Genomic DNA, 22,209 nt, shown 5'->3' on the forward strand with positions numbered 1-22,209 from the left:
ATTTCTCCTTACGTTGGAAGTTCGTGTAGGGTGGGCAATCTGCCCACCGAAACTTTAGTGATGCGGATGCAGCGCGTCCCGCAGGTACACGCAGGTTAGGATCGTGAACACGTAGGCCTGGATGAAGGCCACCAGGACCTCCAGCGCGTAGATGGCCGTGATGGCGCCAATCGACAGCGGCGAGATCAGCGTCACCGCGGCGAATGCCGCGAACACTTTGATCACCGCGTGGCCGGCCATCATGTTGCCCGCCAGACGAATGGAGTGGCTGACGGGGCGCACGAAGTAAGAGATGATCTCGATCAGCGCCAGGATCGGCCGCAGCGGCAGCGGCGCGGCGCTGATCCAGAACAGCTTGAGGAACGAGATCCCGTGCAGCACGAAGCCCAGGATCGTCACCGCGAAGAACACGCCAAAGCCCATCACCGCGGTCACCGCGATATGGCTGGTCGTGGTGAACGCCCCGGGGAGCAGGCCCAGGAAGTTCGCGCACACGATGAACATGAAGAGCGTCATGATGTAGGGGAAGTACTTGACCCCGTCCTTGCCCGCGACGTCCTCGACCATCTTGTAGATGAAGCCATAGGCGAGCTCGGCGATGGATTGGCCGCGGGTCGGCACCACGGCGCGCCCGCGCGGCAGCACCACCAGGATCAGCACCACGGCCAGCACCGACAGCGCCAGCCAGAACGTCACATTGGTGGGCGTGTACCAGGCCACCGCGCCGTCCCCAAACAGGGGCTTCACGATGAACTGATCCATGGGATGGAAAACCAGACCGCCTTCTGCTTTTTCGTCAGCCACGCGTTTTATCCTCGTCCGTTGCCGGGACCGGCCCGGCGTTCTCTGTCTCTTGGATCTCCTGCGCCGAGCGCAGCATGGTGCGCACCCCGGCGACGAAACCCAGCAATGTCATTATGACCAGGAACAGCGGCAGCGTGCCAAGGACCCAATCGAGCCCGTATCCCAAGCCAAAGCCGATCACGATCCCCGCCACCAGCTCGATCACCATCCGCCAGGCAAGATGCGCCTGGGAATGGTGCTCTTCGATCTTGGGGCGCGGCGCGCTGGCGGTTTTCATCGCCGTGATCCGTGCCTCAAGGCGCTCTAGCTGCGCTTTGTCCACCGGATCGGCCATACCACATGCCCCTCAATCTTCCGGGCGGACACTAGGAATGCGGGGGCACAGAGTCAAGCCGCGCCACACGCGCGTAACTAACTGCTTTTAAATAATTTTATTTGGCGCGCCAAGCCGCCGCACCCCGCCCACGGCGCGCGCGCATATTCAACCACCTGGTTGAGCATCGCGCAGCTCCACCGTCTCCGCCAGCAGCCAGGCGCGGAACGCGCGCACCGGCTTCATCCGCCGCGCGTCCTCGCGGATCAGCAGGTAATACGCCCCCAGCCGCAGCGGCACATCAAATAGCTGCACCAGCTCACCGCGCGCCACATGCCCGGTTACGATCTCTGAGCTTGTCAGGATCACGCCATGCCCCGCCACGGCGGCCTCAATCGACAGAGAGGCGCGCATCCTCCGCCCAAGCTGCGGCAGCGCCTCCGGCGGGGCGCCGCCCACCAGGTCGAACCACGCGCCCCAGGTGTTGCCGCCGCGGTCCTGCAGCATCGGGTGGCGCAGGATATCCAGGGGGCGGTTGATCGTGGCGGCGATCTGCGGCGTCGCGAACGGGTACATGCCGCGATCCGAGATCAGGTCCGCCGGGCCCTCCGGGGTGTGCGTCTTAAAGAACCGGATCACCAGGTCCGCCTGATAGCGCGCAAGGTCCACCAGCTCCCCGGTGGCCTCTAGCTGCAGATCCACCTCGGGATGCGCGCGCTTGAAACCGCTCAGCCGCCCGATCAGCCATTTCAACGCGAAAAGCGGCTCGGAGTTCACCACCAGCAGCCCCTCGGGCCGCCCGGAGATCGCGTCCGTGGCCTCGGCGATCTGGTCAAAGGCCGGGGTGATATGCGCCATGTAACGCCGCCCGGCCTCCGTCAGCGCCACGCCCTGGGAAACCGCCTGAAACAGCCCAACGCCCAGCCGATCCTCCAGCCCGCGCACATGGCGGCTGATCGAGCTATGGGCAACGCCCAGCTCCTCGGCGGCGCGTGAAAAGCTCTGGTGGCGCCCGGCGGCCTCGAAGGCGCGCAGGGCGTTCAGCGGGGGCAAGGAGCGGGACATGAAACTATGTGCAGAAAACGCACATGTAATGTCAAGGATCTAGGTTTGATCCGCGCAGCTGGTGACCACATATTTGCACCATACCTGATAAAGGAGGCCGACATGGCTGATATCTCAACCAACGCCCCCTGGTGGGCGATCCGTCGCTTTGTGCCCAAATTGCGCATACTGCGCCTGCGCCTGCCGCTGCGGTACAGGCCGCGCCCGCCGCTCTCCGATCACTTGGCGCGGGACATGGGGCTCAAAACCTACGAGATCGAGCGGCTGCGGCTGCAGCTTCCCTCCGAGACGAATGTGCATCCAAGGCTTTGACGCTTAAGGCTGCTCGGCATCCAACTGCGCCAGGACGGCGCGCAGCGCCGTCGCGACCTCCTCCTGAGCCGCCTTCGGGACGGCTTGGGCGGCGCGGGCGGCAACGCCCTCCGCGATGGGCGCAAGCTGCGCGAAGGTCTCATAGCCATGGCGGCTTAGGAACAGCCTTACCGCGCGGCGGTCCTTGCGGTCGGCGCGCCGCTCGGCCAGCCCCTTGCGCACCAGCCGGTCGATCATGCGGGTGACGGTCGTCGGGTCGCGCCCCAGGCGCTCGGCCAGGGCGCGCAGGGTCATGCCCGGGTTGGCCTGCATCTGCGCGAGCGTCGTCCATTCCTCGGGGGTGACCTGCTGCCCAAGCGCCTCAAACGCCGCCAAAAGCGCGCGCCGATACGCGAAAGCGACCTTGGTGATGTCCTCCAGGATGGCGATTCTCCAATTAGATGTTATCTACATCTATTGGTATATGCATCTAATGTCCATCTCTTGACCGCGCCCCGAAAGGACCGCTACCCAGCGCGGTGTGACCCAAACAGATCCCCTTGATCAGGTCTTCGCCGCCCTGGCCGACCCGACCCGCCGCGAGATCCTCCGCATGCTGCTGGAGGATGACATGGCGGTGACCGATGTGGCGGAGCCTTTCGAGATGTCGCTCGCCGCGATCTCCAAGCACCTGGTGATCCTCACCAAGGCCGGGCTGATCGCTCAGGAGAAGCGCGGGCGCGTGAAATGGTGCAAGCTAGAGCCCGAGGCGATGAAGGGGGCCAGCGTTTGGATGCAGGGCTTTGGCCAGTTCGAGCCGGTGAACCTGGACGCCTTCGAGCGTTTCCTTGAGACAGAGCTCGATCCCGGGCACCAATCCGCCCGCACGGAGCCGGAGGCGAGTACGGGCTCATAAAGCGTGAGCGCAGCGAACTCATTTAGGTAAAGGCCTACTCCCGCAGAAGCATTAGAAGGGCGATCACGGTTAGCCCGACCCCCGCGGCGATCCAGAGCGGCGGCAGGCCGTGGCCCAGCGCAATCTCCCACAGGATCACCCAGCTTGGGGTGAGATAGGAATAGGCCATGACCTTGGCCGAGGGCAGCACGCGCGCGCCGTATTGCAGCAAAAAGAACGACGCGGCAGAGGCGAAGACCGCGAGATATGCAAGCGCCACCCAGACCACCTGCGGCAGCGCCCCCCAATCGGTGGCGCGGATGTCCCCCCAGGCCCAGACCAGCAGCAAAAGAAACCCGCCCAGCATAAACAGGAACGTGTAGGCCAGCGACTGCTCGCCCCGGTTCAGCAGCCGAAGCAGCGGCACGAATGCCGCGTGAAAGATGCAGCCGATGAAATAGATCGCCTCGCCGCGCCCGACCTCGAAGGCCAGCGCCAGCGCCAACTCGCCGCGAAAGATCACCCACAGCGCGCCCGACGCCCCCACCGCAAGGGCCAAGGCGATCCAGCCGGTGGTGACCTGCCGCAGCAAGAGCCAGCCGAACCCCGCCGTCATGATCGGCATCAGGGTGAAAACGGCGGCCGTGCTTACCGGCGGCGCGGTCTTGAGCCCTTCGAACATCAGCACGAAATAAATGGCGAACATGCCGCCCAGGACAAGGTAGCGCCAGGGCGCGGCGAATGCCGCGCGCGGCACGCCCGTAAAGACCAGCGCCAGCGCCCCCATGATCAGAGCCGCCAGGCCGAACCGCGCAGTGGTCAGCGCCGCGGGCGAGATCTCATTCGCCATCAGCCCGCCCAGGCTGAACGACCCCGCCACCAGCGCCGAGAAGACCAACATCGCCGCATGGCCGCGCATTGGGGCCGATGCCAGTGCCGTCATTCCTGGAACCAGTTCTCGGCTTCTTCCTTTAGGAAACTAGTGAAGGCCTGAACCTTCATGGTGCGGTGCAGATCGACATGGGTTACAAGCCAGATCGGCGAGGACCATTCCTCTAGGCTCTCGGTCACGGCCACCAGGTCGGGGTGCCGCTTGGCATCCCAATGGGTGAAGTAGCCGATCCCGGCCCCGGCGCAGACCGCCTGCTGCAGAACTTGCTGCTCGGTGCCGCGAAAGGTGATGTTCTCATGCGGAATATTCTCGCGGATCCAGCGATCAAACGGCGCCCGCGCCGTCTCGCTGTCATGCGAGACAAAGCGGTGCTCGCGCAGGTCGTGCAGCCCCTGCGGCGTGCCGTATTCCTCCAGATAGTCGGGCGAGGCATACATCGTGCCGTGCTGCTGTTGAAAGAACTGCACCACGTTGTCGGGCTCCTCGGGCTTAGGGCCCGCGCGCACGGCGACATGGGCCTCGCCATATTCCAGGCGGAACACCCGCTCATCGGTGAGAAGTCGCACGATAAGCTCGGGGTGCAGGTCCTGGAACTTCGCCAATGAGGGCACCAGCAGCGGCGCCAGGGCGCTGATCGTGGTGACGATCAGCTCACCGGTCACAGAATCGCCGCGTCCGCGGATGCGCCCGACAAGCTGGGTGAATTGGTCGTCGGTGGTCTGCGCCACGCCTAGCAGATCCCGCCCCGCCTCCGTCGGGGTGTAGCCCCGCGCGTGCCGCTGAAAGAGCTTCGCCCCAAGGCGGTTCTCGATCGCGTCAATATGGCGGATCACCGTGGCGTGGTGCACGCCAAGCGCCTCGGCGGCGCCGCTGACCGTGCCCAGGCGCGCGACGTGATAGGCGGTCTTGATCTCGTCCCAGCTGTCCATCTTACACCTGTGCGCTTCTCAACATGTTCTGTTTGATAATCGCGATTGCGTTCGAAAATGCAAGGGCCAACTGTTGCTGCACAAGCCGATATTAAAGGATGCCCTACCATGACCCACGCCATTCTCCGCATAGACGCCTCCGCCCGCCGCACCGGCTCGATCAGCCGCGGCCTGCTCGACCGCCTGATCGCCCGCTACGAGGCCGAGGGCGGCGCGCAGGTCACCACCCGCGACCTCGCCGACGCGCTGCCCCATATCGACGAGACCTGGATCGGCGCGAACTTCACCCCCGCCGCCGACCGCAGCCCCGAGCAGCGCGCGCGCCTGGCGCTGTCCGATACGCTGGTGGCCGAGCTTCAGGCCGCCGACACGGTGCTGATCGGGCTGCCGATCTACAATTTCGGCGTGCCCGCCAGCCTGAAGGCCTGGATCGACCTCGTCGCCCGCGCCGGCCTGACCTTCCGCTACACGCCGGACGGACCGCAGGGCCTTCTGGAGGGCAAGCGCGCCGTTGTCGCCATCGCCTCGGGCGGGACCGAGGCGTTCTCTTCCATCGACTATGCCACGACGCATCTAAAGCATGTGCTGGGCTTCCTGGGCATCCACGACGTGCAATTCATCCGCGCGGATCGGGCGATGAGCGACATGGAGGCCACCGTGCAATCCGCCAACGCGGCCGTGGATGCGCTTAGTTTGGCGGCATAGGCGGTCATTGCGTCATATCTTTGGGGCATTCGCACCGGATGCCCCGAGTTTTTGGTTCACAGACCGACGCGATGCCCGCATATTCTGCCCATGCGGATCACACATACATCGCAGCACCGGCTTGAAATTCGCTACGTCCGCGCGGCAGAGGCCATCGCGATGGCCATTCTCTTCCTGCTCTTCGCGGGTCTGTTGCTGCGGTTCCATCTCGACACCGGGGCGCTTAGGTTCTTTGCGGATGGCACCAGGCTGCAGGGCGGCGAGGCCGGCATCCTTGCTGCGATCTCTCTGGCGCTGGCCGCTTGCATGGTCGAATATGGCAGCGTGGTGGTGGACCACGACCACAACCTTGTGCGCTCGGACCGGCACACGCTTATCAGCCGCGTCACCCACACGGTAAAACTGCACCAGCTAGAGCACGCCAAGGTGGTCCGGGGCGAGCCGTGCTGGATCGAGCTGACGACCGCGCGCGGCGAGAGCTTTCGCCTGCAGCACCTGCCCAGCGGCAACCAAGAGGTCTACGATGTCGCGGATGCCATGAATGACTGGCTCTCACACCGGGGCCACGGGCAATTGCCGCTGCAAGGGCAGAGCCAAAGCCAAGCCTAACCGAAACGGAGCGTCCCGCAATCAGGGCCGTTGTCAGATCGGGTTAGAGACTTCGATCAAATTGCCCTCAGGGTCGCGGAAATACACCGACATGATCGGGCCCGTGGCGCCCTCTCTCTGACCCGGACCGTCCAGGATTTCGACGCCCTGCGCGCGCAGCCGGTCAGCGACCTCGGCCACGGGGGTCTCTGTCAGCACGCAGAAGTTGCCCGTGCCCGGCAATGTCGCGACCGCCAGCGCGGGCTTGGTGGCCTCGTCTTGCAGGCTGATCTTGTGCGGGCCGAACCAGATGGACCACTTGCCGGGGCGTTCCTCGCCCACGCGCATCGCCAGGGCGTCGCGGTAGAACGCGACCATTGCGGGCACGTCGTGGCAGCTTAGGACGATGTGATCAAAACCTGTTATCTGCACGAGGCGCTCCTCCTTTATGGTTGCAGCTCCGCTGCGCCAAAATGCGCCCCTGGCCGGGACCCTGGCCGCCCCTTGAACGCGCATTGACTCGCGCCCATCTTCCCTTCATAAGACCAGCCAATCAACCGGAAGCTTCGACCTTCCGGTCCCCAACGTCAGGGGATCGCCCTCCACCAGCGTGTTACGCCCGTGGGGGCGAAAGTCGTTTGGGTCATGCCTATATGTGGCCCGAGGAAGCAATAAAAGGGGGCCCTTGCCCGATGTTTGAGAACCTATCAGAACGCCTAAGCGGCGTGTTCGACCGGCTGACCAAGCAGGGCGCGCTGTCCGAGGACGACGTCAAGACCGCGCTGCGCGAGGTCCGCGTGGCCCTGCTTGAGGCCGACGTCTCGCTGCCCGTGGCGCGGGACTTCGTCAAGGCGGTGCAGGAGAAGGCCACCGGCCAGGCGGTCACCAAGTCCGTCACCCCCGGCCAGCAGGTCGTCAAGATCGTGCATGACGAGCTGGTGCATGTGCTGGCCGGCGACAACGAGGACCCCGGCGCGCTGAAGATCGACAGCCCGCCCGCGCCGATCCTGATGGTCGGCCTGCAGGGCTCGGGCAAGACGACCACCACCGCCAAGCTGGCCAAGCGGCTGACGGATGTGAACGGCAAGCGCGTGCTGATGGCCTCGCTGGACACCTACCGCCCCGCCGCGCAAGAGCAGCTCGCCGTGCTGGGCCGCCAGATCGGCGTGGACACGCTGCCCATCGTGGCGGGCGAGATGCCCCGCGACATCGCCAAGCGCGCCAAGCAGCAGGCCACCCTGGGCGGCTATGATGTCTACATGCTCGACACCGCCGGGCGGCTCTCGATCAACGAAGAGCTGATGGCCGAGGTCGAGGCCGTGCGCGACGTGACCACCCCGCGCGAGACGCTGTTGGTGGTGGACGGGCTGACCGGCCAGGACGCGGTGCACACCGCCGAGAATTTCGACCAGCGCATCGGCGTGTCCGGCGTGGTGCTGACCCGGATGGACGGCGACGGGCGCGGCGGCGCGGCCTTGTCGATGCGCGCGGTCACCGGCAAGCCGATCAAGTTCGTCGGCCTGGGCGAGAAGATGGACGCGATCGAGGAATTCCATCCCGAGCGCATCGCGGGCCGCATCCTGGGCATGGGCGACATCGTCTCGCTTGTGGAGAAGGCCCAGCAGACCATCGAAGCCGAGCAGGCCGAGCGCATGATGAGGCGCTTCCAAAAGGGTCAGTTCAACATGAACGACCTCAAGTCCCAGTTTGAGCAGATGCAGAAGATGGGCGGCATGGAGGGCCTGATGGGCATGCTGCCCGGCGTCGGCAAGATGCAGAAACAGATGGGCGAGGCCGGCGTCGACGACACGATGATCCGCCGCCAGATCGCGCTGATCCAGTCGATGACCAAGAAGGAACGCGCCAACCCGCAGATCCTGCAGGCCAGCCGCAAAAAGCGCATCGCCAAGGGCTCCGGCATGGAGGTCTCCGAGCTGAACCGCCTGCTGAAGATGCAGCGGCAGATGGCGGACATGATGAAGAAGCTCGGCAAGGGCAAGGGCGGCGCGCTGCGCCAGATGCTGGGCGGCATGTTCGGCAAGGGCGGGCCCACGCAGGCGGATATCCAAAAGGCCGCGGCCTCGATGGGTGGCCCCGGCGGCGGCATGCCCCCGGGCGGCCTACCAGGCCTCGGCGGTGGCGGCATGGCGCTGCCCCCGGGCCTCTCGGGCTTTGGCAAGAAGAAGTGACGAATTACCCGGCCATATCCCCGATCCGCACGGATCGCCTGACCCTGCGCGGCCTCGCGGCGCGGGACCTGCCGGGCTATGTGGCCTATCGCCAATCGCCGCGCTCCTCGGTCCCGACCGCCACGATGACGGCAGAGGCCGCGACCGAGATGTTCAACGCCATGGTCGCGCAATGGACGGCGCGCGGCTTTGGCCGCTATGCGATAACCACCGACCCCGAGCAGCCGGGTTTTGGCCATGTCGGACTGCTTCAGGCCTCCGATGAGGACGAGGCAGAGATGACTTGGACACTCTGGAACGAAAGCGTGTCGGGCCAGGGCTACGCCACCGAGGCCACCCGCGCGATCCTCACGGAACTCTTCGCCAAGGGCTGGCAGAGCATCCCCGCCTATATTGACCGCGACAACGCCGCCTCGCTGAAAATGGCCGCCCGCCTCGGCGCCGCCGAGGATACCGCAACCCCGCCGCCCGCGCATTTTTCCACCGCGCGCCGCTTCGTGCTAACGCCGGAGGGCATGTCGTGACCCCTGCTTCTTCTTGGCCAAAAATACGGGCTGCGCGCCCTCTCCACCAATACGACGCCAATGATGGAGCGTCGCCTCGCCACGCACCTAAAAAGAGCGCGCGGAAGCGCCCATTTGGATCAAGGCTCGCTCAAACAAGGCCCGCTCGAAGATGACCGCACTGCACAAAATCCCCACCCTCACCACCGAGCGGCTGGTGCTGCGGGCGCCCACCATGGCGGATTTCCCGGCCTGGGCAGCGTTCCGCGCCGACCCGGTGCGCAGCGCGGGCGTGGGCGGGCCGCACGGGGTGGGCGACGCTTGGGAGAAATTCGCCGAGATCATCGGGCATTGGCATTTCCATGGCTTCGGGCGCTTCCTGGTGGCCGACAAATCCACTGACGAACCGCTTGGCGTCGTCGGCCCCTTCCACCCGCCCGATTGGCCCGAGCCAGAGATCGCCTGGTCGGTCTTCGCCGCCGCCGAGGGCAAGGGTGTGGCCTTTGAGGCCGCCCTGGCCTCGCGCCGATGGGCCTATGAGACGCTGGGCTGGACGACCGTGATCAGCATGGTGATGCCGGGCAACACCCGCTCCTCCAAGCTGGCCGAGCGCATAGGCTGCACCCGCGATCCCGATTATGTGCACGAGGATATGGGCGCTATGGAATGCTGGCGGCACCCCGGCCCGGGAGGCGCGTCATGAGTATCACCCCCGCCCCCAACCTGGAAACCGAACGCTTCATTCTGCGCAGCTTTAACGCCAGCGATTTCGAGCCCATCGCCGCGTTCTTCGCCATCAAGGAACGCTCCTGGGGCTTTGGCGGACCGAAGAATCGCAACGACGCCTGGCGCTGGTTTGCTGCGGCGATCGGGCAATGGCACCTGCAGGGCAAGGGCTATTGGGCGATTGAGGACAAGACCACCGGCGCGGCGCTTGGCATGACCGGGATCTGGGACCCCGAGGGCTGGCCCGAGCCCGAGCTTGGCTGGGTCGCGTTCGAGGGCGCCGAGGGCAAGGGCGTGATGGCCGAGGCCGCCACCGCGGCCCGCCTGCACGCCTATACCGCCTGGGGCATGGGCCCTCTGTGCTCTCTTATTTTTCCGGGCAACACACGCTCGATCCGCCTCGCAGAGCGACTTGGCGCAACCCATGAGCGCGATGTCGAGACGCCCACCCATGGGCGCGAGCATCTCTATCGCCATCCCGCGCTCCAGGATCTGCTCGTGCCCGCAAGCAGCGAAGCGGTGGGGCATTAGGCATGACCGCGCTGCTCACCAACACCCCCCTGATCGAGACCGAGAACTTGATCCTGCGCGCGCCGCAGCCCGGCGATTGGCCGCAATGGGACGATTTCGCGCGCTCGGATCGGGCGCGCTACATCGGCGGGCCCTATACCCAGGGCAAGTCCTGGCGCGCCTTCGGCCATGCGGTGGGCATGTGGGTGCTGCGCGGCTTTGGCTCTTTCATAGTCACCGAGCGCGGCAGCAATACCGCCATCGGCATGACCGGGCCGTGGTTCCCGGCGGATTGGCCCGAGAAGGAACTCGGCTGGACGATGTGGCGCGACGACCTGGAAGGCAAAGGCCTGATGTTCGAGGCCGCAAGTGCGGCCCGCGACTTTGCCTTTGGCCAGCTCGGCTGGGACACCGCCGTCAGCTATATCGAGGCGGGCAATATCCGCTCGGTCGCTTTGGCCCAGCGCCTGAGCGCCGTTCTAGACCCCGACGCGCCGCTGATGGAGACCGACAAAGAGGTCCTGGTCTACCGCCATCCCCGACCAGAGGGGCTGTCATGACCGCACCGACGCTTCAGACAGAGCGCCTGACCCTGCGCGCCCACCGGATGGAGGATTTCGACGCCTTCGCGGCGCTCTGGGCGTCCGAGGACAGCAAGTTCATGGGCGGGCCGGAAGACCGCAACATGGCCTGGCACCTCTTCGCAGGAGAGATCGCGAGCTGGCAGCTGCAGGGCTTTGGCTACTGGACGCTGGAGCGTCAGAGCGATGCCGCCCTGCTGGGCGGCTGCGGGTTTGGGCGTCCTCCGGCCTTCCCCGAGCGCGAGCTGGGCTGGTATCTCTACGCGGACCATCGCGGCCATGGATATGTGACCGAGGCGGCCCGCGCCGCCCGCGATTTTGCCTATGGCACGCTGGGGTGGAGCACCCTGGTCAGCTATATCTCGCTCCAGAACGCGGCCTCGATCGCGGTGGCCGAACGCCTTGGCGCGGTGCCCGACGCCACCGCGGCCTATGCCGATGGCGACACGCCCGAGGACACCGTGGTCTATCGCCACCCGGCCCCGGAGGCGCTGCAATGATCCAGACCGACCGGCTTACCCTTCGCCGCCCCGTGGAGGCGGACCGCGCGCCATATGTGGCGTTCTACACCAGCGACCGGCGGGCGCGCACCGGTCTGCGGCAGGACGCGGGTGCCGCAAGCGCCGGCTTTGACGCGGTGATGTCCCATTGGCAGTCCAAATCCCATGGTCGCTTTATCGTCGAGACCGGCGGCCATGTGATCGGGCTGGTCGGGCCGCACCAGCCAGAGGGCTACCCCGAGCCGGAGCTGGCTTGGCACATCTGGAGCGATGCGCATGAGGGCAAGGGGCTCGCCTTTGAGGCCGCGCAGGCCAGCCGCGACTACGCATTTGGCACGCTGGGTTGGGCGACCGCTGTCAGCTACATCGCCGACGACAATCCGCGCAGCTTGGCGCTGGCGCGCCGCCTCGGCGCGGTGCGCGACCCAGGCGCGGCGCTTTTGAACCTCCCGGCGCCGCACGGCGCCTTCCGCCACCCGAACCCGGGGGCCTCTCAATGACGCGTCGTCCCTTTCTGATGCCCCTGCCCCAGGGCGAGGCGCTGCGCCAGGCGCTGGTGGCGGTGATCCCGCGGCTGGAGACCGAGCGCCTGATCCTGCGCGCGCCCGAGCTTGCGGATTGGGAGACGCTAGAGCCCATCTGGCGTACCGACCGCAGCGCCTTCATCGGCGGGCCCTTCGACGAGGAAGAGGCCTGGCTCGACTTCGCCAATGCGGTGTCTGGCTGGCTCTTGCGCGGCGTGGGCTATTGGACGGTCGCCCGCAAATCTGACGGCGCGGTGCTGGGGCTCTTCGGGCTGGGCATTGAGACCACCGATCCCGAGCTAGAGCTGGGCTGGCTCTTGGTGGCCGAGGCCGAGGGCGCGGGCTACGCGCTTGAGGCCGCCGCTGCGGTGCGGGCCTATGCCTTCGACACGCTGGGCCTGCCCAGCCTGATCAGCATGATCCACCGCAAGAACACCCGCTCCATCGCTTTGGCCAAGCGCCTCGGCGCGGTGGAGGACGAGGGCGCCGTGCCCGCGATCTATCGCGACACCGACACCGCGTATCGCCACACGGCACCGACGTCAAACCGACGTAATACCGACGCAATACCGACAGGGCAGAACGACCATGACTGACGACGCAGTAACCCGCGCCCAGGAGCTGCTGAAGGAGCACCGCGCCAGCATCGACCGGCTGGACGCGATCCTGGTCTACACCCTGGGCGAGCGCTTTGCGCATACCCAGTCCGTGGGCAAGCTGAAGGCCGCGCATGACCTGCCGGCCTCTGACCCCGACCGCGAGTCGCGCCAGATCGCGCGGCTCAACCAGCTGGCCGAAGACGCCGAGCTGGACCCCGAATTCGCCAAGAAATTCTTGGAGTTCATTATCGCTGAAGTGATTCAGCACCACCGGAAACACCAATCGTAGGATGGGGTTACACCCCATCTCCGCCATTCCAAAGGAGACACCACAATGGCAATGAAGATCAGACTGGCCCGCGCGGGCTCGAAGAAACGCCCGTTCTACCGCATCGTGGCCGCCGACAGCCGCATGCCGCGCGACGGCCGCTTTATCGAAAAGCTCGGCACCTATAACCCGCTCCTGCCCAAGGACAGCGAAGAGCGCGTCAAAATGGACATCGAGCGCGTGAACTACTGGATCAGCCAGGGCGCCCAGCCCACCGACCGGATCGCGCGAATGCTCGAGGCCGCAGGCGAGCGCCCCATAGCCGAGCGCAACAACCCCAAGAAGGCAGAGCCCGGCCAAAAAGCCAAGGACCTCGCCGAGGCGAAGGCCGAGAAGGCCGCCGCTGCAGCAGAGGCCGCCAAAGAGGCGACCGAGGCACCTGCAGAGGAAGCCGCAGCCGAGGAGACGGCGGAGTAATCCGCCCCTTCTAAGGGCTTGGCCAAGAACAAAGATAAGGTCTGTGTCGGCGCCATCGCCGGCGCCTTCGGCGTGTCGGGCGAGGTGCGGCTGAAAAGCTTCTGCGCCGAGCCCGAGGCGGTGGCCGATTACGGCCCGCTATCCTCTGAGGATGGCGGGCGGACCTTCACGCTCAAGATCACCCGCCCGATCAAGAACGGCTTTGCCGCGAGGGTGGAGGGCATCCGCAAAAAGGAAGCCGCCGACGCGTTGCGCGGCACGCGGCTCTATGCCGACCGGTCCGCATTGCCAGATCTGCCGGACGACGAATACTATCACGCCGACCTTATCGGCTTGACCGTTTTGGACACCGGCGGGGCAGAGCTGGGGCGCGTGAAGGCGGTGCTCAACCATGGCGCCAGCGACCTGCTTGAGGTGGCCGTAAAGGGCCAGAAAGAGCCTGCGCTGCTGCCCTTCACAATGGAGGCGGTGCCCACCGTCGACGTCAAGGCGGGCCGCATTATCGCGGATCCCCCAGAGGGGGTCTTTGATCGGGCCGACGATGCCTAGCGCCCTCGCGCTCGGCACGCGGGCAACCCCGTGACGCGCGTCATCATCCACGCCGGTTTCCACAAGACCGGCACGACCAGCCTACAGAGCTTTCTCAAGGCGAACCGCGCGCGGCTCGCCCCGCATGCGGCAATCTATATGGGCCAGCAGCTTGGCGAGGCCCGCCGCCTTGGGCGGATCTATGGCGAGCGGCCCCTGCCTTGGCGCCGATGGGCGTTTCGCCGTGGCCTGACCGCGTTCCTCAACGACGTGCCCGATGCGCCGGTGATCCTGATCAGCCGCGAGAGCCTCTCTGGCGCGATGCTTGGCGCGTCGCGTTTCGGGCGCCCTGCCACGCGCTATGCGCCCGTAGCCATTCGCCTGGCCAAGGAGATACTGGGCGCGGTGCGCGGGCGCTTTGGATCGGAGGCGCAGGTGGAGTTCCTCTACACCATCCGCGAACGCGACAACTTTCTGCGCTCGGTCTGGGGCCACCAGCTGCGCACAAAGCCGCTGACCGAGGATCTTGCGACCTTCACCGCCCGCTTCGCTGACGGGTTCGACCTAAGGCGCGAGGCCGAGAAGATCGCCAAGGCCGTGGCCCCCGCCCAGACCCATATCCGCGCGCTCGAAGAGACAAGCGGCGACGCTCTGGGGCCTGGGCGTTTCGTGCTCGACCTGCTGGGCCTCGCAGAGGACGGCATGTTTGTTCCGCCGCCCGATAGGCATGCCGGCGCCTCCGACGCCCTTTGCGCCGAGCTCTTAGAGCTCAATCGGTCCCGCCCGGCCGGATCGGCGCTGCGCCAAAAGAAAGAGGCGCTGTGGAAGGCGGAACAGGGCGCGCGCCGCGAATAGCCCTTGCGTGGCAGCGGGCGCTGCGCGTATCCCCGCCCCCCATGGAGAAGCCCACAAAATCCCACGGTCGGTTGTCTATTAAGGCGACGGTGCAGCCGCGCGCGCTGATGCGCGACAAGCCCGTGCTCGCCCAGGCCTGGACCGCGAAGGTGATCACGCTCTTCCCGCAGGCCTTCCCCGGCGTGCTGGGGGCCTCGCTGACCGGCAAGGCGCTGGATCAGGGGCTTTGGCAACTGGAGCCCGTGGATCTGCGCCCCTTTGGCGAGGGCAAGCATCGCAACGTCGACGACACGCCCGCCGGCGGCGGCGCGGGCATGGTGCTGCGCGCGGACGTGATGGGCGCCGCAGTGGAGCACACAATGCGCGGCGTGGACCGGGGGCGCTGGCCGCTGATCTACCTGTCGCCGCGCGGTCGCCCCTTTACCCAGGCCACCGCCGAGCGTCTCAGCCAGGCGCAGGGCGTGACGATGATCTGCGGCCGGTTCGAGGGGCTCGACCAGCGCATCATCGACCATTACGACATCGAAGAGATCAGCCTCGGCGACTTTGTCATGACCGGCGGCGAGATCGCCGCGCAGGCGATGATCGACGCCACCGTGCGGCTCTTGCCCGGCGTCCTCGGGAACGCTGAGAGCGCCGAGGATGAGAGCTTTTCCAACGGCCTACTGGAGCACCCGCAATTCACCCGGCCCGCCGTCTGGCAGGGCCGCCCTATCCCGGATGTGCTGCTGTCAGGGGATCACGGCGCGGTCGCGAAATGGCGCCAGGCGCAGTCCGAAGAGCTGACTCAAGAGCGACGCCCGGACCTTTGGAATGCGCATCAAAACGATGGCGACGACACCTAAAGCCGCCGCCCATCGCGCCTAGCTGCGCACGTAGCGGAACACCGCAGAGGCAAGCCAGCCCGCGGCGATCGCGATCGCCAGAGACATAATCCCGTAAAGCAGCGGCTGCTCGCGCGACAGGTTGTAGAGGAAACGCTCCAGCCCGACCTTTCGCACGTAGATCTTCGTCTCATGTGCGTCGATCACATTGCCTTCGCGGGTCAGGAAAATACGGACCTTATAGTTCCCCTCCGTCAGGTTCGCAGGCAGTGCGACAGAGGAGCGAAACAGCGTGCGCTCGCTCAGAATCACCGTGTATGGCCGCTCTTGATAGACTCTTTCGCGCTTGCGGATGCGGATCAGCGCCTCGGTAAAGCGTTCGGCATCCATGATGCCCTGCGGGGCATCGACGCGCCGGATCGCGCGCTCTATGGACACATTATGGCGCAGGTCCTCGGTCTCGCTGAGCACCTCGTCGAACCGCCCCGTGGTGGCGACCTTGTAAAAGCTCGGGGCCGAGTCGACCTCTACCGCGTCGCGGTTCACCCAGATGCCGAACCACTTCTCTTTGCGGCGCACCATGACGGGTTCGGAGGGGCCCTCGACCGCAATGATCACGTCGATAGGTAGGTCAAGCCCATCCGGTGCCTCGCGCTTCACGGCCCCGAAGATCAGGATCTCGGAGCCATCGAAATTGGCCGTGATCGACACCCGGTTCTGGCTAAGCCCCGCCACAACCGTCTCGGACTGGGCGGCCCAAGGGAACAGCAGCAGAATGGCGATCCAACGCAGCATCAGTGCCCCCCCGCAGCGCCAAGGGAGTAAAGCTCGTTCGGCTGCACCAGAAGGTCAAAGGCCAGCTTGCCGCAGACCCCCAGCACGATCAGCGCCAGCAGGATGCGCAGCTGCTCGGCCTTAAGCCGCACCCCGATCCGCGTGCCGATCTGCGCGCCGACGACCCCGCCGACCAGCAAGAGCACCGCCAGCGCCATGTCCACCGTGTAGTTCGTGGTGGCATGCATCAGCGTGGTGAAACCGGTGACAAAGATGATCTGAAACAGCGACGTGCCCACGACCACCTTGGTCGGCATGCCCAGCAGATAGATCATCGCGGGCACCATGATGAACCCGCCGCCCACGCCCATGATCGCCGCCAGCACCCCCACGAGCAGCCCGACGATCAGCGGCGGGATCACAGAGATATAAAGCCCGCTGGTGCGGAACTTCATCTTGCCCGGTAGCGCGTGGATCCAGTTGTGCTTTTTGCGCTTGGGCGCGGCGCCGGGCTTGCCCATGCGGCGGATCGCGTTCAGGCTCTCGACGAACATCAGCGCGCCGATGATCCCCAAAAACACCACATAACAAAGCCTTACGAGCAGATCGACCTGCCCGACGGCGCGAAGCGCGGCAAAGACCTGCACCCCGATGGCCGCCCCCACCAGCCCGCCAATCAGCAACACCGTGCCCATGCGGAAGTCCACCGTCTTGCGCTTGAGATGCGCCAGGAGACCCGAAAAGGACGAGGCCACGATCTGGTTCGCCTCGGTCGCCACGGCCACCGCGGGCGGGATGCCGATGAAGAACAACAGCGGCGTCATCAGGAACCCACCGCCCACACCAAACATCCCCGACAAGATGCCGACGAGGCCGCCAAGGCCCAGCAGTAGGAAGGCATTCACCGACACCTCGGCGATGGGAAGATAGATTTGCATGGGAGCTCGAATAGGTCGCGCTTTTCGCGCCCTCATACCTAATGCAGAAAGGTTTCAACACCGTTTGCACCTGCGGCAAATCGGAACAGTTGCAAGGGCCATACGCGGCGAGATCGCCAATTGGGGGGCGGGACGATGCCTGGGGGCGCCCCTCGGCGCCCCGGCGGATCACAGGGCCAAACCCCTAGAAAATCGAACCGGAAAGCCGGCGTTCTGATCAGCTGAAAGTCAGGCTTGCCGCAGGTATTCCAGTGTGCTAACTCGCCCGAACTATACGGTTTTGGGAGACCTACCGGGGACTTGGATTTGCCGCCAATCCCCCAAGCTCCTGAAAACAAAGGATGCCGCCTTAGCTCAGTTGGTTAGAGCGCTGGATTGTGGATCCAGAGGTCCCCTGTTCAAGCCAGGGAGGCGGTACCACAAAATCAAAGACTTACGCGGGTGATTGGAAGCGAAGCTGGACTTTTGTCTCGGTTTTGTCTCAGAAAAAATCGGTATTAAAAGGTGTGCGGCCCCAGAGTATGAGAACTGTGGATTTGATAACCCGCGCAAAATCCACCGTCGCTGGTCGCAATTTATGCTCATCGGTTGCTTTTACAGCTTGATCCCAACTACGCTGACCCTCTCTCGGCGGACTTGTCGTAACCCGGGCATCGTGATGCTCTTCAATCATGGTGACCTGCTCCCATGAAATGTCCTGCGTTTGAGGTTAGCCTGTTCTCCAACTGAGGAGACAGACGATGAAGAGAAGCCGTTTTCGTGAAGAACAGGTAATCGGGATATTGAAGGAGCATCAGGCGGGCGCGACCGCGGCTGATCTGTGCCGCAAGCACGGCATCGGCGATGCGACGTTTTACAAATGGCGGTCCAAGTGCGACGGCATGGAGGTGTCTGGTGCGAAGAAGCTGAAGGCGCTGGCCGAGCAGATGATGGATGTTTCGACCGTGAAGGAGATGTGGGGAAAAAACGTTTGGAGCCTGGATCGCGACGCCGTGCTGCGACCTGAGCCAAGATTGAGAAACGATACAACCAAAAGCGGGCTTTTGCTTTGGCGGGCATTGATCCGCATATGTATCAACGTGCATCCAAGCGCCCAGCGGAGACCGATCTGAGAGATCGGTTGAAGGAGCTGTCGTCAGAACGGCGGCGTTTTGGGTATCGCCGCTTGCTCATCCTGCTCAAGCGCGAGGGATGGCAGGTTTTTACGCCGCCGTTGACAGAATTGGAAGAAACTGTACCGGATCTACCGCGAGGAAGGTTTAACCGTTCGCAAACGGGGCGGTCGCAAGCGCGCTGTGGGCAGCAGAACACCCATGGCGATCCCGCAGGGACCGAACCAGCGGTGGAGCCTAGACTTCGTATCTGACAGCCTGTCTTGCGGACGCCGGTTCCGCATCTTGAATGTGATCGATGACTTCAGCCGGGAATGCTTGGCAGTGGTGGTTGATACGTCGCTGTCAGGCGAGCGGTTGGCCCGTGAATTGGTTCGGATCGCTGAGATGCAGGGTTATCCCTGTCTGGTTGTCAGCGATAGCGGCACTGAACTGACTTCAAATTCGATCATGAAATGGCAAGAAGACCGCAAGGTCGATTGGCATTACATCGCCCCCGGTAAGTCGATGCAAAACGGATTCGTGGAAAACTTCAATGGACGCATGAGGGATGAATGCTTGAATGAACATCTGTTCGATAGTCTGCGCCAGGCACGAAATCTGGTGGCAGCATGGCGCACCGACTTCAACCACCACCGGCCCCATTTTAGCCTCACTGGCATGACACCGGCGGAATATGCTAACCGGTCAGAAGAAGACCAAAACCTGAACAGAGCAAACCCAAATTAGCGGACCCTAAGCGGAGCAGGTCACCGCAAGCAAACCCGGAGCGGTTCAAGGTCGGACAAAAACTCCAAATGAGTTAGCCTAAATTCTCGGAGGCTTAGAGGAGCGGTTCAGCTCGCGTGGATGCGGGCGAAACTCTTCCCAGCATGTTGCCCATATGATCGAGAATTTTAGCACAAAAAAAAGCCACCCTGAGGGGCGGCTGTATTTTTTGTACCATCGTTGAGAGATACACGCTTGGTTCTTACTAGGTTTGGCGATGACCTACTCTCCCACGCCTTAAGACGCAGTACCATCGGCGCTACCGTGCTTAACGGTCGAGTTCGGGATGGGATCGGGTGTTTCACTGGCGCTATGATCACCAAACCGAGAAAGAACCAAGTTTCGACGTCCCCCGCGGGACGTCTGTCAAGTACATGTTAGTGGTGCTCTTGATCCGCTGGCTTTGCGCGAGCAAAGCTCAGCATGTCCAACCAGGGCTGTTCGCCTGGCTTCTACTGGATCAAATCAAGCCTATCGGACAATTAGTACCAGTCAGCTGAATGCGTTACCGCACTTACACCTCTGGCCTATCGACGAGGTGGTCTACCTCGGTCCTCAGGGAGATCTTGTTTTGAAGGGGGCTTCCCGCTTAGATGCCTTCAGCGGTTATCCTGTCCGAACATAGCTACCCAGCACTGCCGTTGGCACGACAACTGGTCCACCAGTGGTTCGTTCACCCCGGTCCTCTCGTACTAGGGGCAACTCTTCTCAAATCTCCTACACCCACGGCAGATAGGGACCGAACTGTCTCACGACGTTCTAAACCCAGCTCACGTACCTCTTTAAACGGCGAACAGCCGTACCCTTGGGACCTGCTCCAGCCCCAGGATGAGATGAGCCGACATCGAGGTGCCAAACGGTGCCGTCGATATGGACTCTTGGGCACCATCAGCCTGTTATCCCCGGCGTACCTTTTATCCGTTGAGCGATGGCCCTTCCACGCGGGACCACCGGATCACTATGGCCGTCTTTCGACTCTGCTCGACTTGTCAGTCTCGCAGTCAGGCTGGCTTCTGCCATTGCACTCAACGAGCGATTTCCGACCGCTCTGAGCCAACCTTCGCGCGCCTCCGTTACTCTTTAGGAGGCGACCGCCCCAGTCAAACTACCCGCCACACAGGGTCCCGGATCCGGGTAACGGACCGCGGTTAGACATCAAGCAATGCAAGGGTGGTATCTCAAGGGAGGCTCCACAGGAACTAGCGTCCCTGCTTCAAAGCCCACCACCTATCCTGCACATGCATGGCCTGATGCCAGTGTGAAGCTGTAGTAAAGGTGCACGGGGTCTTTCCGTCTAACCGCGGGAAGCCTGCATCTTGACAGGCAATTCAATTTCGCTGAGTCGATGTTGGAGACAGTGGGGAAGTCGTTACGCCATTCGTGCAGGTCGGAACTTACCCGACAAGGAATTTCGCTACCTTAGGACCGTTATAGTTACGGCCGCCGTTTACTTGGGCTTCAATTCGGAGCTCTCACTCCTCCTTTTAACCTTCAAGCACCGGGCAGGCGTCAGACCCTATACGTCGTCTTGCGACTTCGCAGAGCCCTGTGTTTTTAATAAACAGTCGCCACCCCCTAGTTTGTGCCCCCAGCTCCAAGTTGCCTTAGAACTGGGCCTCCTTCTCGCGAACTTACGGAGGTATTTTGCCGAGTTCCTTCAACATCGTTCTCTCAAGCGCCTTGGTATACTCTACCTATCCACCTGTGTCGGTTTAGGGTACGATCTAATGGAGGGCTATTTCCAGGGACCCCTAAGCAGCCCACCCAATCCGATAAGGGTGAACTACCTTCGAGATCCGTCACATCCTCCTGGCCCAGGAATATTAACCTGGTTCCCATCGACTACGCCTTTCGGCCTCGCCTTAGGGGTCGGCTTACCCTGCTCAGATTAGCTTTAAGCAGGAACCCTTGGATTTTCGGCGACAGGGTCTCTCACCCTGTTTGTCGCTACTCATGTCATCATTCTCACTAGTGATCTCTCCACGGGATCGCTCACGCGCCCGCTTCACAGAAAGCCTCGCTCCTCCAACGCGGCCGAGGCCGCTAAGGAGGAAAGAGACTATTTCACACTACGCTCCGCTACCATGCCTTACGGCATCCTAGACTTCGGCTCATGGCTTGAGCCCCGTTACATCTTCGCCGCAGGATAACTTATTTAGACCAGTGAGCTGTTACGCTATCTTTAAAGGATGGCTGCTTCTAAGCCAACCTCCTGGTTGTTTTGGTCGTCCCACCTGCTTTCCCACTTAGCCATGAATTAGGGGCCTTAGTCGTAGGTCAGGGTTGTTTCCCTCTCCACGACGGACGTTAGCATCCGCCGTGTGTCTGCCACGATTGTACTCCCGGGTATTCGGAGTTTGGTTAGGATCAGTAAGCCTGTGGGGCCCCATTACCCATCCAGTGCTCTACCCCCCGGGGTAAGACGTGACGCTCTACCTAAATAGATTTCGCGGAGAACCAGCTATCTCCGAGTTTGATTGGCCTTTCACCCCTAGGCACAGCTCATCCCGTGACTTTTCAACGTCAGTGGGTTCGGTCCTCCAATACGTGTTACCGTATCTTCAACCTGGCCATGCCTAGATCACTCGGTTTCGGGTCTGATCCCACAAACTCAACGCCCTATTAAGACTCGCTTTCGCTACGCCTACACCTAACGGCTTAAGCTTGCATGTGAGACCAAGTCGATGACCCATTATACAAAAGGTACGCTGTCAGCCCTCAAGGGGCCTCCAACTGATTGTAGGCGTTCGGTTTCAGGTACTGTTTCACTCCCCTCGTCGGGGTGCTTTTCACCTTTCCCTCACGGTACTGGTTCGCTATCGGTCAGTAAGGAGTACTTAGCCTTCGAAGGTGGTCCTCCGATCTTCAGACAGAATTTCACGTGTTCCGCCCTACTTAATACGTCCAATCGAGCTTCCTGTACGGGGCTGTCACCCGCTGCGGCCGACCTTTCCAGGTCGTTCCAGTCACTCTCATGGCTCGGCTGGTCCCCGTTCGCTCGCCGCTACTAGGGGAGTAGCTATTGCTGTCCTTTCCTCCGGGTACTTAGAT

The 22,209-nt window shown here is 63.4% G+C and carries 27 protein-coding genes, 1 tRNA gene, 2 rRNA genes and 1 pseudogene (1 of these 31 cut by a window edge); 19 read left to right on the forward strand and 12 right to left on the reverse strand.

All coding sequences use genetic code 11. The features are described from left to right. Positions 1-54: 54 nt before the first annotated feature. The 3 genes from AIOL_RS03360 to AIOL_RS03370 all read right to left on the reverse strand — a co-directional run bounded on the left by AIOL_RS03360 (position 55) and on the right by AIOL_RS03370 (position 2,182). Positions 55-804: a F0F1 ATP synthase subunit A gene (locus AIOL_RS03360; protein ID WP_049641583.1), complete on the reverse strand. Its 750-nt coding sequence runs from the start codon at positions 802-804 to the stop codon at positions 55-57. Next, positions 797-1,138 carry an AtpZ/AtpI family protein gene (locus tag AIOL_RS03365; RefSeq protein ID WP_049641584.1) on the reverse strand — a complete coding sequence of 114 codons (342 nt, stop codon included), beginning with the start codon at positions 1,136-1,138 and terminating at the stop codon, positions 797-799. Before AIOL_RS03365 ends, AIOL_RS03360 begins: the two co-directional genes overlap by 8 nt. Positions 1,139-1,285: 147 nt before the next feature. Continuing rightward, complete coding sequence (locus AIOL_RS03370) at positions 1,286-2,182, reverse strand: LysR substrate-binding domain-containing protein (protein WP_049641585.1); 897 nt, start codon at positions 2,180-2,182, stop codon at positions 1,286-1,288. A 102-nt stretch (positions 2,183-2,284) separates the two neighbouring features. On the opposite strand from AIOL_RS03370, the gene AIOL_RS03375 reads away from it, so the two are divergent. Next, the gene (locus tag AIOL_RS03375) at positions 2,285-2,494 is read left to right on the forward strand and encodes a hypothetical protein (RefSeq protein WP_049641586.1); all 210 of its coding nucleotides are present in this window, start codon (positions 2,285-2,287) and stop codon (positions 2,492-2,494) included. Between the two features lie 3 nt (positions 2,495-2,497). On the opposite strand, the gene AIOL_RS03380 is transcribed toward AIOL_RS03375, so the two are convergent. Next, complete coding sequence (locus AIOL_RS03380) at positions 2,498-2,869, reverse strand: MarR family winged helix-turn-helix transcriptional regulator (protein ID WP_049641587.1); 372 nt, start codon at positions 2,867-2,869, stop codon at positions 2,498-2,500. Between the two features lie 145 nt (positions 2,870-3,014). Here AIOL_RS03380 and AIOL_RS03385 point away from each other — a divergent pair, with 145 nt between their 5' ends. Further along, on the forward strand, positions 3,015-3,389 hold the full coding sequence (locus AIOL_RS03385; RefSeq protein ID WP_049641588.1) for an ArsR/SmtB family transcription factor: 375 nt from the start codon (positions 3,015-3,017) through the stop codon (positions 3,387-3,389). Positions 3,390-3,423: 34 nt separating this feature from the next. Here AIOL_RS03385 and AIOL_RS03390 read toward each other — a convergent pair whose 3' ends face one another. Both AIOL_RS03390 and AIOL_RS03395 read right to left on the reverse strand, forming a co-directional pair. Next, positions 3,424-4,311, reverse strand: coding sequence for a DMT family transporter (locus AIOL_RS03390; protein ID WP_049641589.1), 888 nt, complete (start codon positions 4,309-4,311; stop codon positions 3,424-3,426). Continuing rightward, positions 4,308-5,189, reverse strand: coding sequence for a LysR family transcriptional regulator (locus AIOL_RS03395; protein ID WP_049641590.1), 882 nt, complete (start codon positions 5,187-5,189; stop codon positions 4,308-4,310). Before AIOL_RS03395 ends, AIOL_RS03390 begins: the two co-directional genes overlap by 4 nt. Positions 5,190-5,297: 108 nt before the next feature. On the opposite strand from AIOL_RS03395, the gene AIOL_RS03400 reads away from it, so the two are divergent. Both AIOL_RS03400 and AIOL_RS03405 read left to right on the forward strand, forming a co-directional pair. Beyond that, the gene (locus AIOL_RS03400; protein WP_049641591.1) at positions 5,298-5,894 is read left to right on the forward strand and encodes an FMN-dependent NADH-azoreductase; all 597 of its coding nucleotides are present in this window, start codon (positions 5,298-5,300) and stop codon (positions 5,892-5,894) included. Between the two features lie 90 nt (positions 5,895-5,984). Continuing rightward, on the forward strand, positions 5,985-6,503 hold the full coding sequence (locus tag AIOL_RS03405) for a hypothetical protein (protein ID WP_049641592.1): 519 nt from the start codon (positions 5,985-5,987) through the stop codon (positions 6,501-6,503). A gap of 33 nt (positions 6,504-6,536) precedes the next feature. On the opposite strand, the gene AIOL_RS03410 is transcribed toward AIOL_RS03405, so the two are convergent. Beyond that, the gene (locus AIOL_RS03410; RefSeq protein ID WP_049641593.1) at positions 6,537-6,914 is read right to left on the reverse strand and encodes a VOC family protein; all 378 of its coding nucleotides are present in this window, start codon (positions 6,912-6,914) and stop codon (positions 6,537-6,539) included. Positions 6,915-7,174: 260 nt separating this feature from the next. Between AIOL_RS03410 and ffh the strand changes: the two genes are divergently transcribed. The 13 genes from ffh (at position 7,175) to trmD (ending at position 15,587) form a co-directional block, all read left to right on the forward strand. Further along, the gene (ffh, locus tag AIOL_RS03415; RefSeq protein WP_049641594.1) at positions 7,175-8,671 is read left to right on the forward strand and encodes a signal recognition particle protein; all 1,497 of its coding nucleotides are present in this window, start codon (positions 7,175-7,177) and stop codon (positions 8,669-8,671) included. Beyond that, positions 8,668-9,195: a GNAT family N-acetyltransferase gene (locus AIOL_RS03420; RefSeq protein WP_049641595.1), complete on the forward strand. Its 528-nt coding sequence runs from the start codon at positions 8,668-8,670 to the stop codon at positions 9,193-9,195. The genes ffh and AIOL_RS03420 overlap by 4 nt, the downstream gene beginning before the upstream one ends. A 151-nt stretch (positions 9,196-9,346) precedes the next feature. Then, positions 9,347-9,877, forward strand: coding sequence for a GNAT family N-acetyltransferase (locus tag AIOL_RS03425; RefSeq protein WP_049641596.1), 531 nt, complete (start codon positions 9,347-9,349; stop codon positions 9,875-9,877). Then, positions 9,874-10,431: a GNAT family N-acetyltransferase gene (locus tag AIOL_RS03430; protein ID WP_049641597.1), complete on the forward strand. Its 558-nt coding sequence runs from the start codon at positions 9,874-9,876 to the stop codon at positions 10,429-10,431. The genes AIOL_RS03425 and AIOL_RS03430 overlap by 4 nt, the downstream gene beginning before the upstream one ends. Before the next feature lie 2 nt (positions 10,432-10,433). Continuing rightward, positions 10,434-10,970, forward strand: coding sequence for a GNAT family N-acetyltransferase (locus AIOL_RS03435; RefSeq protein WP_049641598.1), 537 nt, complete (start codon positions 10,434-10,436; stop codon positions 10,968-10,970). Continuing rightward, a complete protein-coding gene (locus AIOL_RS03440; protein ID WP_049641599.1) occupies positions 10,967-11,491 on the forward strand; it encodes a GNAT family N-acetyltransferase in 525 nt (174 codons plus the stop codon). Before AIOL_RS03435 ends, AIOL_RS03440 begins: the two co-directional genes overlap by 4 nt. Then, positions 11,488-11,991: a GNAT family N-acetyltransferase gene (locus AIOL_RS03445; protein ID WP_053101168.1), complete on the forward strand. Its 504-nt coding sequence runs from the start codon at positions 11,488-11,490 to the stop codon at positions 11,989-11,991. Before AIOL_RS03440 ends, AIOL_RS03445 begins: the two co-directional genes overlap by 4 nt. After that, on the forward strand, positions 11,988-12,611 hold the full coding sequence (locus AIOL_RS03450; RefSeq protein WP_082152395.1) for a GNAT family N-acetyltransferase: 624 nt from the start codon (positions 11,988-11,990) through the stop codon (positions 12,609-12,611). Before AIOL_RS03445 ends, AIOL_RS03450 begins: the two co-directional genes overlap by 4 nt. Continuing rightward, positions 12,604-12,903 carry a chorismate mutase gene (locus AIOL_RS03455; RefSeq protein WP_049641600.1) on the forward strand — a complete coding sequence of 100 codons (300 nt, stop codon included), beginning with the start codon at positions 12,604-12,606 and terminating at the stop codon, positions 12,901-12,903. The genes AIOL_RS03450 and AIOL_RS03455 overlap by 8 nt, the downstream gene beginning before the upstream one ends. A gap of 45 nt (positions 12,904-12,948) precedes the next feature. After that, on the forward strand, positions 12,949-13,359 hold the full coding sequence (gene rpsP / locus AIOL_RS03460) for a 30S ribosomal protein S16 (protein WP_049641601.1): 411 nt from the start codon (positions 12,949-12,951) through the stop codon (positions 13,357-13,359). Between the two features lie 18 nt (positions 13,360-13,377). After that, on the forward strand, positions 13,378-13,908 hold the full coding sequence (gene rimM, locus AIOL_RS03465; RefSeq protein WP_049641602.1) for a ribosome maturation factor RimM: 531 nt from the start codon (positions 13,378-13,380) through the stop codon (positions 13,906-13,908). Between the two features lie 30 nt (positions 13,909-13,938). After that, on the forward strand, positions 13,939-14,742 hold the full coding sequence (locus AIOL_RS03470) for a hypothetical protein (protein ID WP_049641603.1): 804 nt from the start codon (positions 13,939-13,941) through the stop codon (positions 14,740-14,742). Positions 14,743-14,783: 41 nt separating this feature from the next. Further along, the gene (gene trmD / locus AIOL_RS03475; RefSeq protein ID WP_049641604.1) at positions 14,784-15,587 is read left to right on the forward strand and encodes a tRNA (guanosine(37)-N1)-methyltransferase TrmD; all 804 of its coding nucleotides are present in this window, start codon (positions 14,784-14,786) and stop codon (positions 15,585-15,587) included. 18 nt (positions 15,588-15,605) lie between these two features. Here the strand turns inward: trmD and AIOL_RS03480 are convergent, their stop codons facing one another. Beyond that, on the reverse strand, positions 15,606-16,361 hold the full coding sequence (locus tag AIOL_RS03480; RefSeq protein WP_049641605.1) for a TIGR02186 family protein: 756 nt from the start codon (positions 16,359-16,361) through the stop codon (positions 15,606-15,608). Continuing rightward, positions 16,361-17,278, reverse strand: a complete 918-nt coding sequence (locus AIOL_RS03485; protein ID WP_049641606.1) for a sulfite exporter TauE/SafE family protein — start codon at positions 17,276-17,278, stop codon at positions 16,361-16,363. Before AIOL_RS03485 ends, AIOL_RS03480 begins: the two co-directional genes overlap by 1 nt. A gap of 343 nt (positions 17,279-17,621) precedes the next feature. Between AIOL_RS03485 and AIOL_RS03490 the strand changes: the two genes are divergently transcribed. Further along, a tRNA-His gene (locus AIOL_RS03490) sits at positions 17,622-17,698 on the forward strand. Between the two features lie 61 nt (positions 17,699-17,759). On the opposite strand, the gene AIOL_RS24840 is transcribed toward AIOL_RS03490, so the two are convergent. Then, a complete protein-coding gene (locus tag AIOL_RS24840; protein WP_152912340.1) occupies positions 17,760-17,951 on the reverse strand; it encodes a hypothetical protein in 192 nt (63 codons plus the stop codon). 67 nt (positions 17,952-18,018) lie between these two features. On the opposite strand from AIOL_RS24840, the pseudogene AIOL_RS03500 reads away from it, so the two are divergent. Beyond that, positions 18,019-19,119: pseudogene (locus AIOL_RS03500) on the forward strand (IS3 family transposase). Positions 19,120-19,367: 248 nt separating this feature from the next. Here the strand turns inward: AIOL_RS03500 and rrf are convergent. Continuing rightward, positions 19,368-19,482 (reverse strand): 5S ribosomal RNA (rrf, locus tag AIOL_RS03505). A gap of 137 nt (positions 19,483-19,619) precedes the next feature. Next, positions 19,620-22,209: ribosomal RNA gene (locus AIOL_RS03510) — 23S ribosomal RNA — on the reverse strand (it continues 236 nt past the right edge of the window).

This window comes from Candidatus Rhodobacter oscarellae, from assembly GCF_001078595.1.
In the GTDB taxonomy this organism is placed as follows: domain Bacteria; phylum Pseudomonadota; class Alphaproteobacteria; order Rhodobacterales; family Rhodobacteraceae; genus Rhodobacter_B; species Rhodobacter_B oscarellae.

Bases quoted from the DNA above. Each gene is read 5' to 3' on its own strand.
- AIOL_RS03395 (WP_049641590.1), bottom strand. From the start codon at position 5,189: ATGGACAGCTGGGACGAGATCAAGACCGCCTATCACGTCGCGCGCCTG.
- AIOL_RS03485 (WP_049641606.1), bottom strand. From the start codon at position 17,278: ATGCAAATCTATCTTCCCATCGCCGAGGTGTCGGTGAATGCCTTCCTA.
- AIOL_RS03445 (WP_053101168.1), top strand. From the start codon at position 11,488: ATGATCCAGACCGACCGGCTTACCCTTCGCCGCCCCGTGGAGGCGGAC.
- AIOL_RS03455 (WP_049641600.1), top strand. From the start codon at position 12,604: ATGACTGACGACGCAGTAACCCGCGCCCAGGAGCTGCTGAAGGAGCAC.
- AIOL_RS03370 (WP_049641585.1), bottom strand. From the start codon at position 2,182: ATGTCCCGCTCCTTGCCCCCGCTGAACGCCCTGCGCGCCTTCGAGGCC.
- AIOL_RS03430 (WP_049641597.1), top strand. From the start codon at position 9,874: ATGAGTATCACCCCCGCCCCCAACCTGGAAACCGAACGCTTCATTCTG.
- AIOL_RS03440 (WP_049641599.1), top strand. From the start codon at position 10,967: ATGACCGCACCGACGCTTCAGACAGAGCGCCTGACCCTGCGCGCCCAC.
- AIOL_RS03450 (WP_082152395.1), top strand. From the start codon at position 11,988: ATGACGCGTCGTCCCTTTCTGATGCCCCTGCCCCAGGGCGAGGCGCTG.
- ffh (WP_049641594.1), top strand. From the start codon at position 7,175: ATGTTTGAGAACCTATCAGAACGCCTAAGCGGCGTGTTCGACCGGCTG.
- trmD (WP_049641604.1), top strand. From the start codon at position 14,784: ATGGAGAAGCCCACAAAATCCCACGGTCGGTTGTCTATTAAGGCGACG.
- rpsP (WP_049641601.1), top strand. From the start codon at position 12,949: ATGGCAATGAAGATCAGACTGGCCCGCGCGGGCTCGAAGAAACGCCCG.
- AIOL_RS03405 (WP_049641592.1), top strand. From the start codon at position 5,985: ATGCGGATCACACATACATCGCAGCACCGGCTTGAAATTCGCTACGTC.
- AIOL_RS03435 (WP_049641598.1), top strand. From the start codon at position 10,434: ATGACCGCGCTGCTCACCAACACCCCCCTGATCGAGACCGAGAACTTG.
- AIOL_RS03365 (WP_049641584.1), bottom strand. From the start codon at position 1,138: ATGGCCGATCCGGTGGACAAAGCGCAGCTAGAGCGCCTTGAGGCACGG.
- AIOL_RS03390 (WP_049641589.1), bottom strand. From the start codon at position 4,311: ATGACGGCACTGGCATCGGCCCCAATGCGCGGCCATGCGGCGATGTTG.
- AIOL_RS03480 (WP_049641605.1), bottom strand. From the start codon at position 16,361: ATGCTGCGTTGGATCGCCATTCTGCTGCTGTTCCCTTGGGCCGCCCAG.
- AIOL_RS24840 (WP_152912340.1), bottom strand. From the start codon at position 17,951: ATGATTGAAGAGCATCACGATGCCCGGGTTACGACAAGTCCGCCGAGA.
- AIOL_RS03400 (WP_049641591.1), top strand. From the start codon at position 5,298: ATGACCCACGCCATTCTCCGCATAGACGCCTCCGCCCGCCGCACCGGC.
- AIOL_RS03425 (WP_049641596.1), top strand. From the start codon at position 9,347: ATGACCGCACTGCACAAAATCCCCACCCTCACCACCGAGCGGCTGGTG.
- AIOL_RS03375 (WP_049641586.1), top strand. From the start codon at position 2,285: ATGGCTGATATCTCAACCAACGCCCCCTGGTGGGCGATCCGTCGCTTT.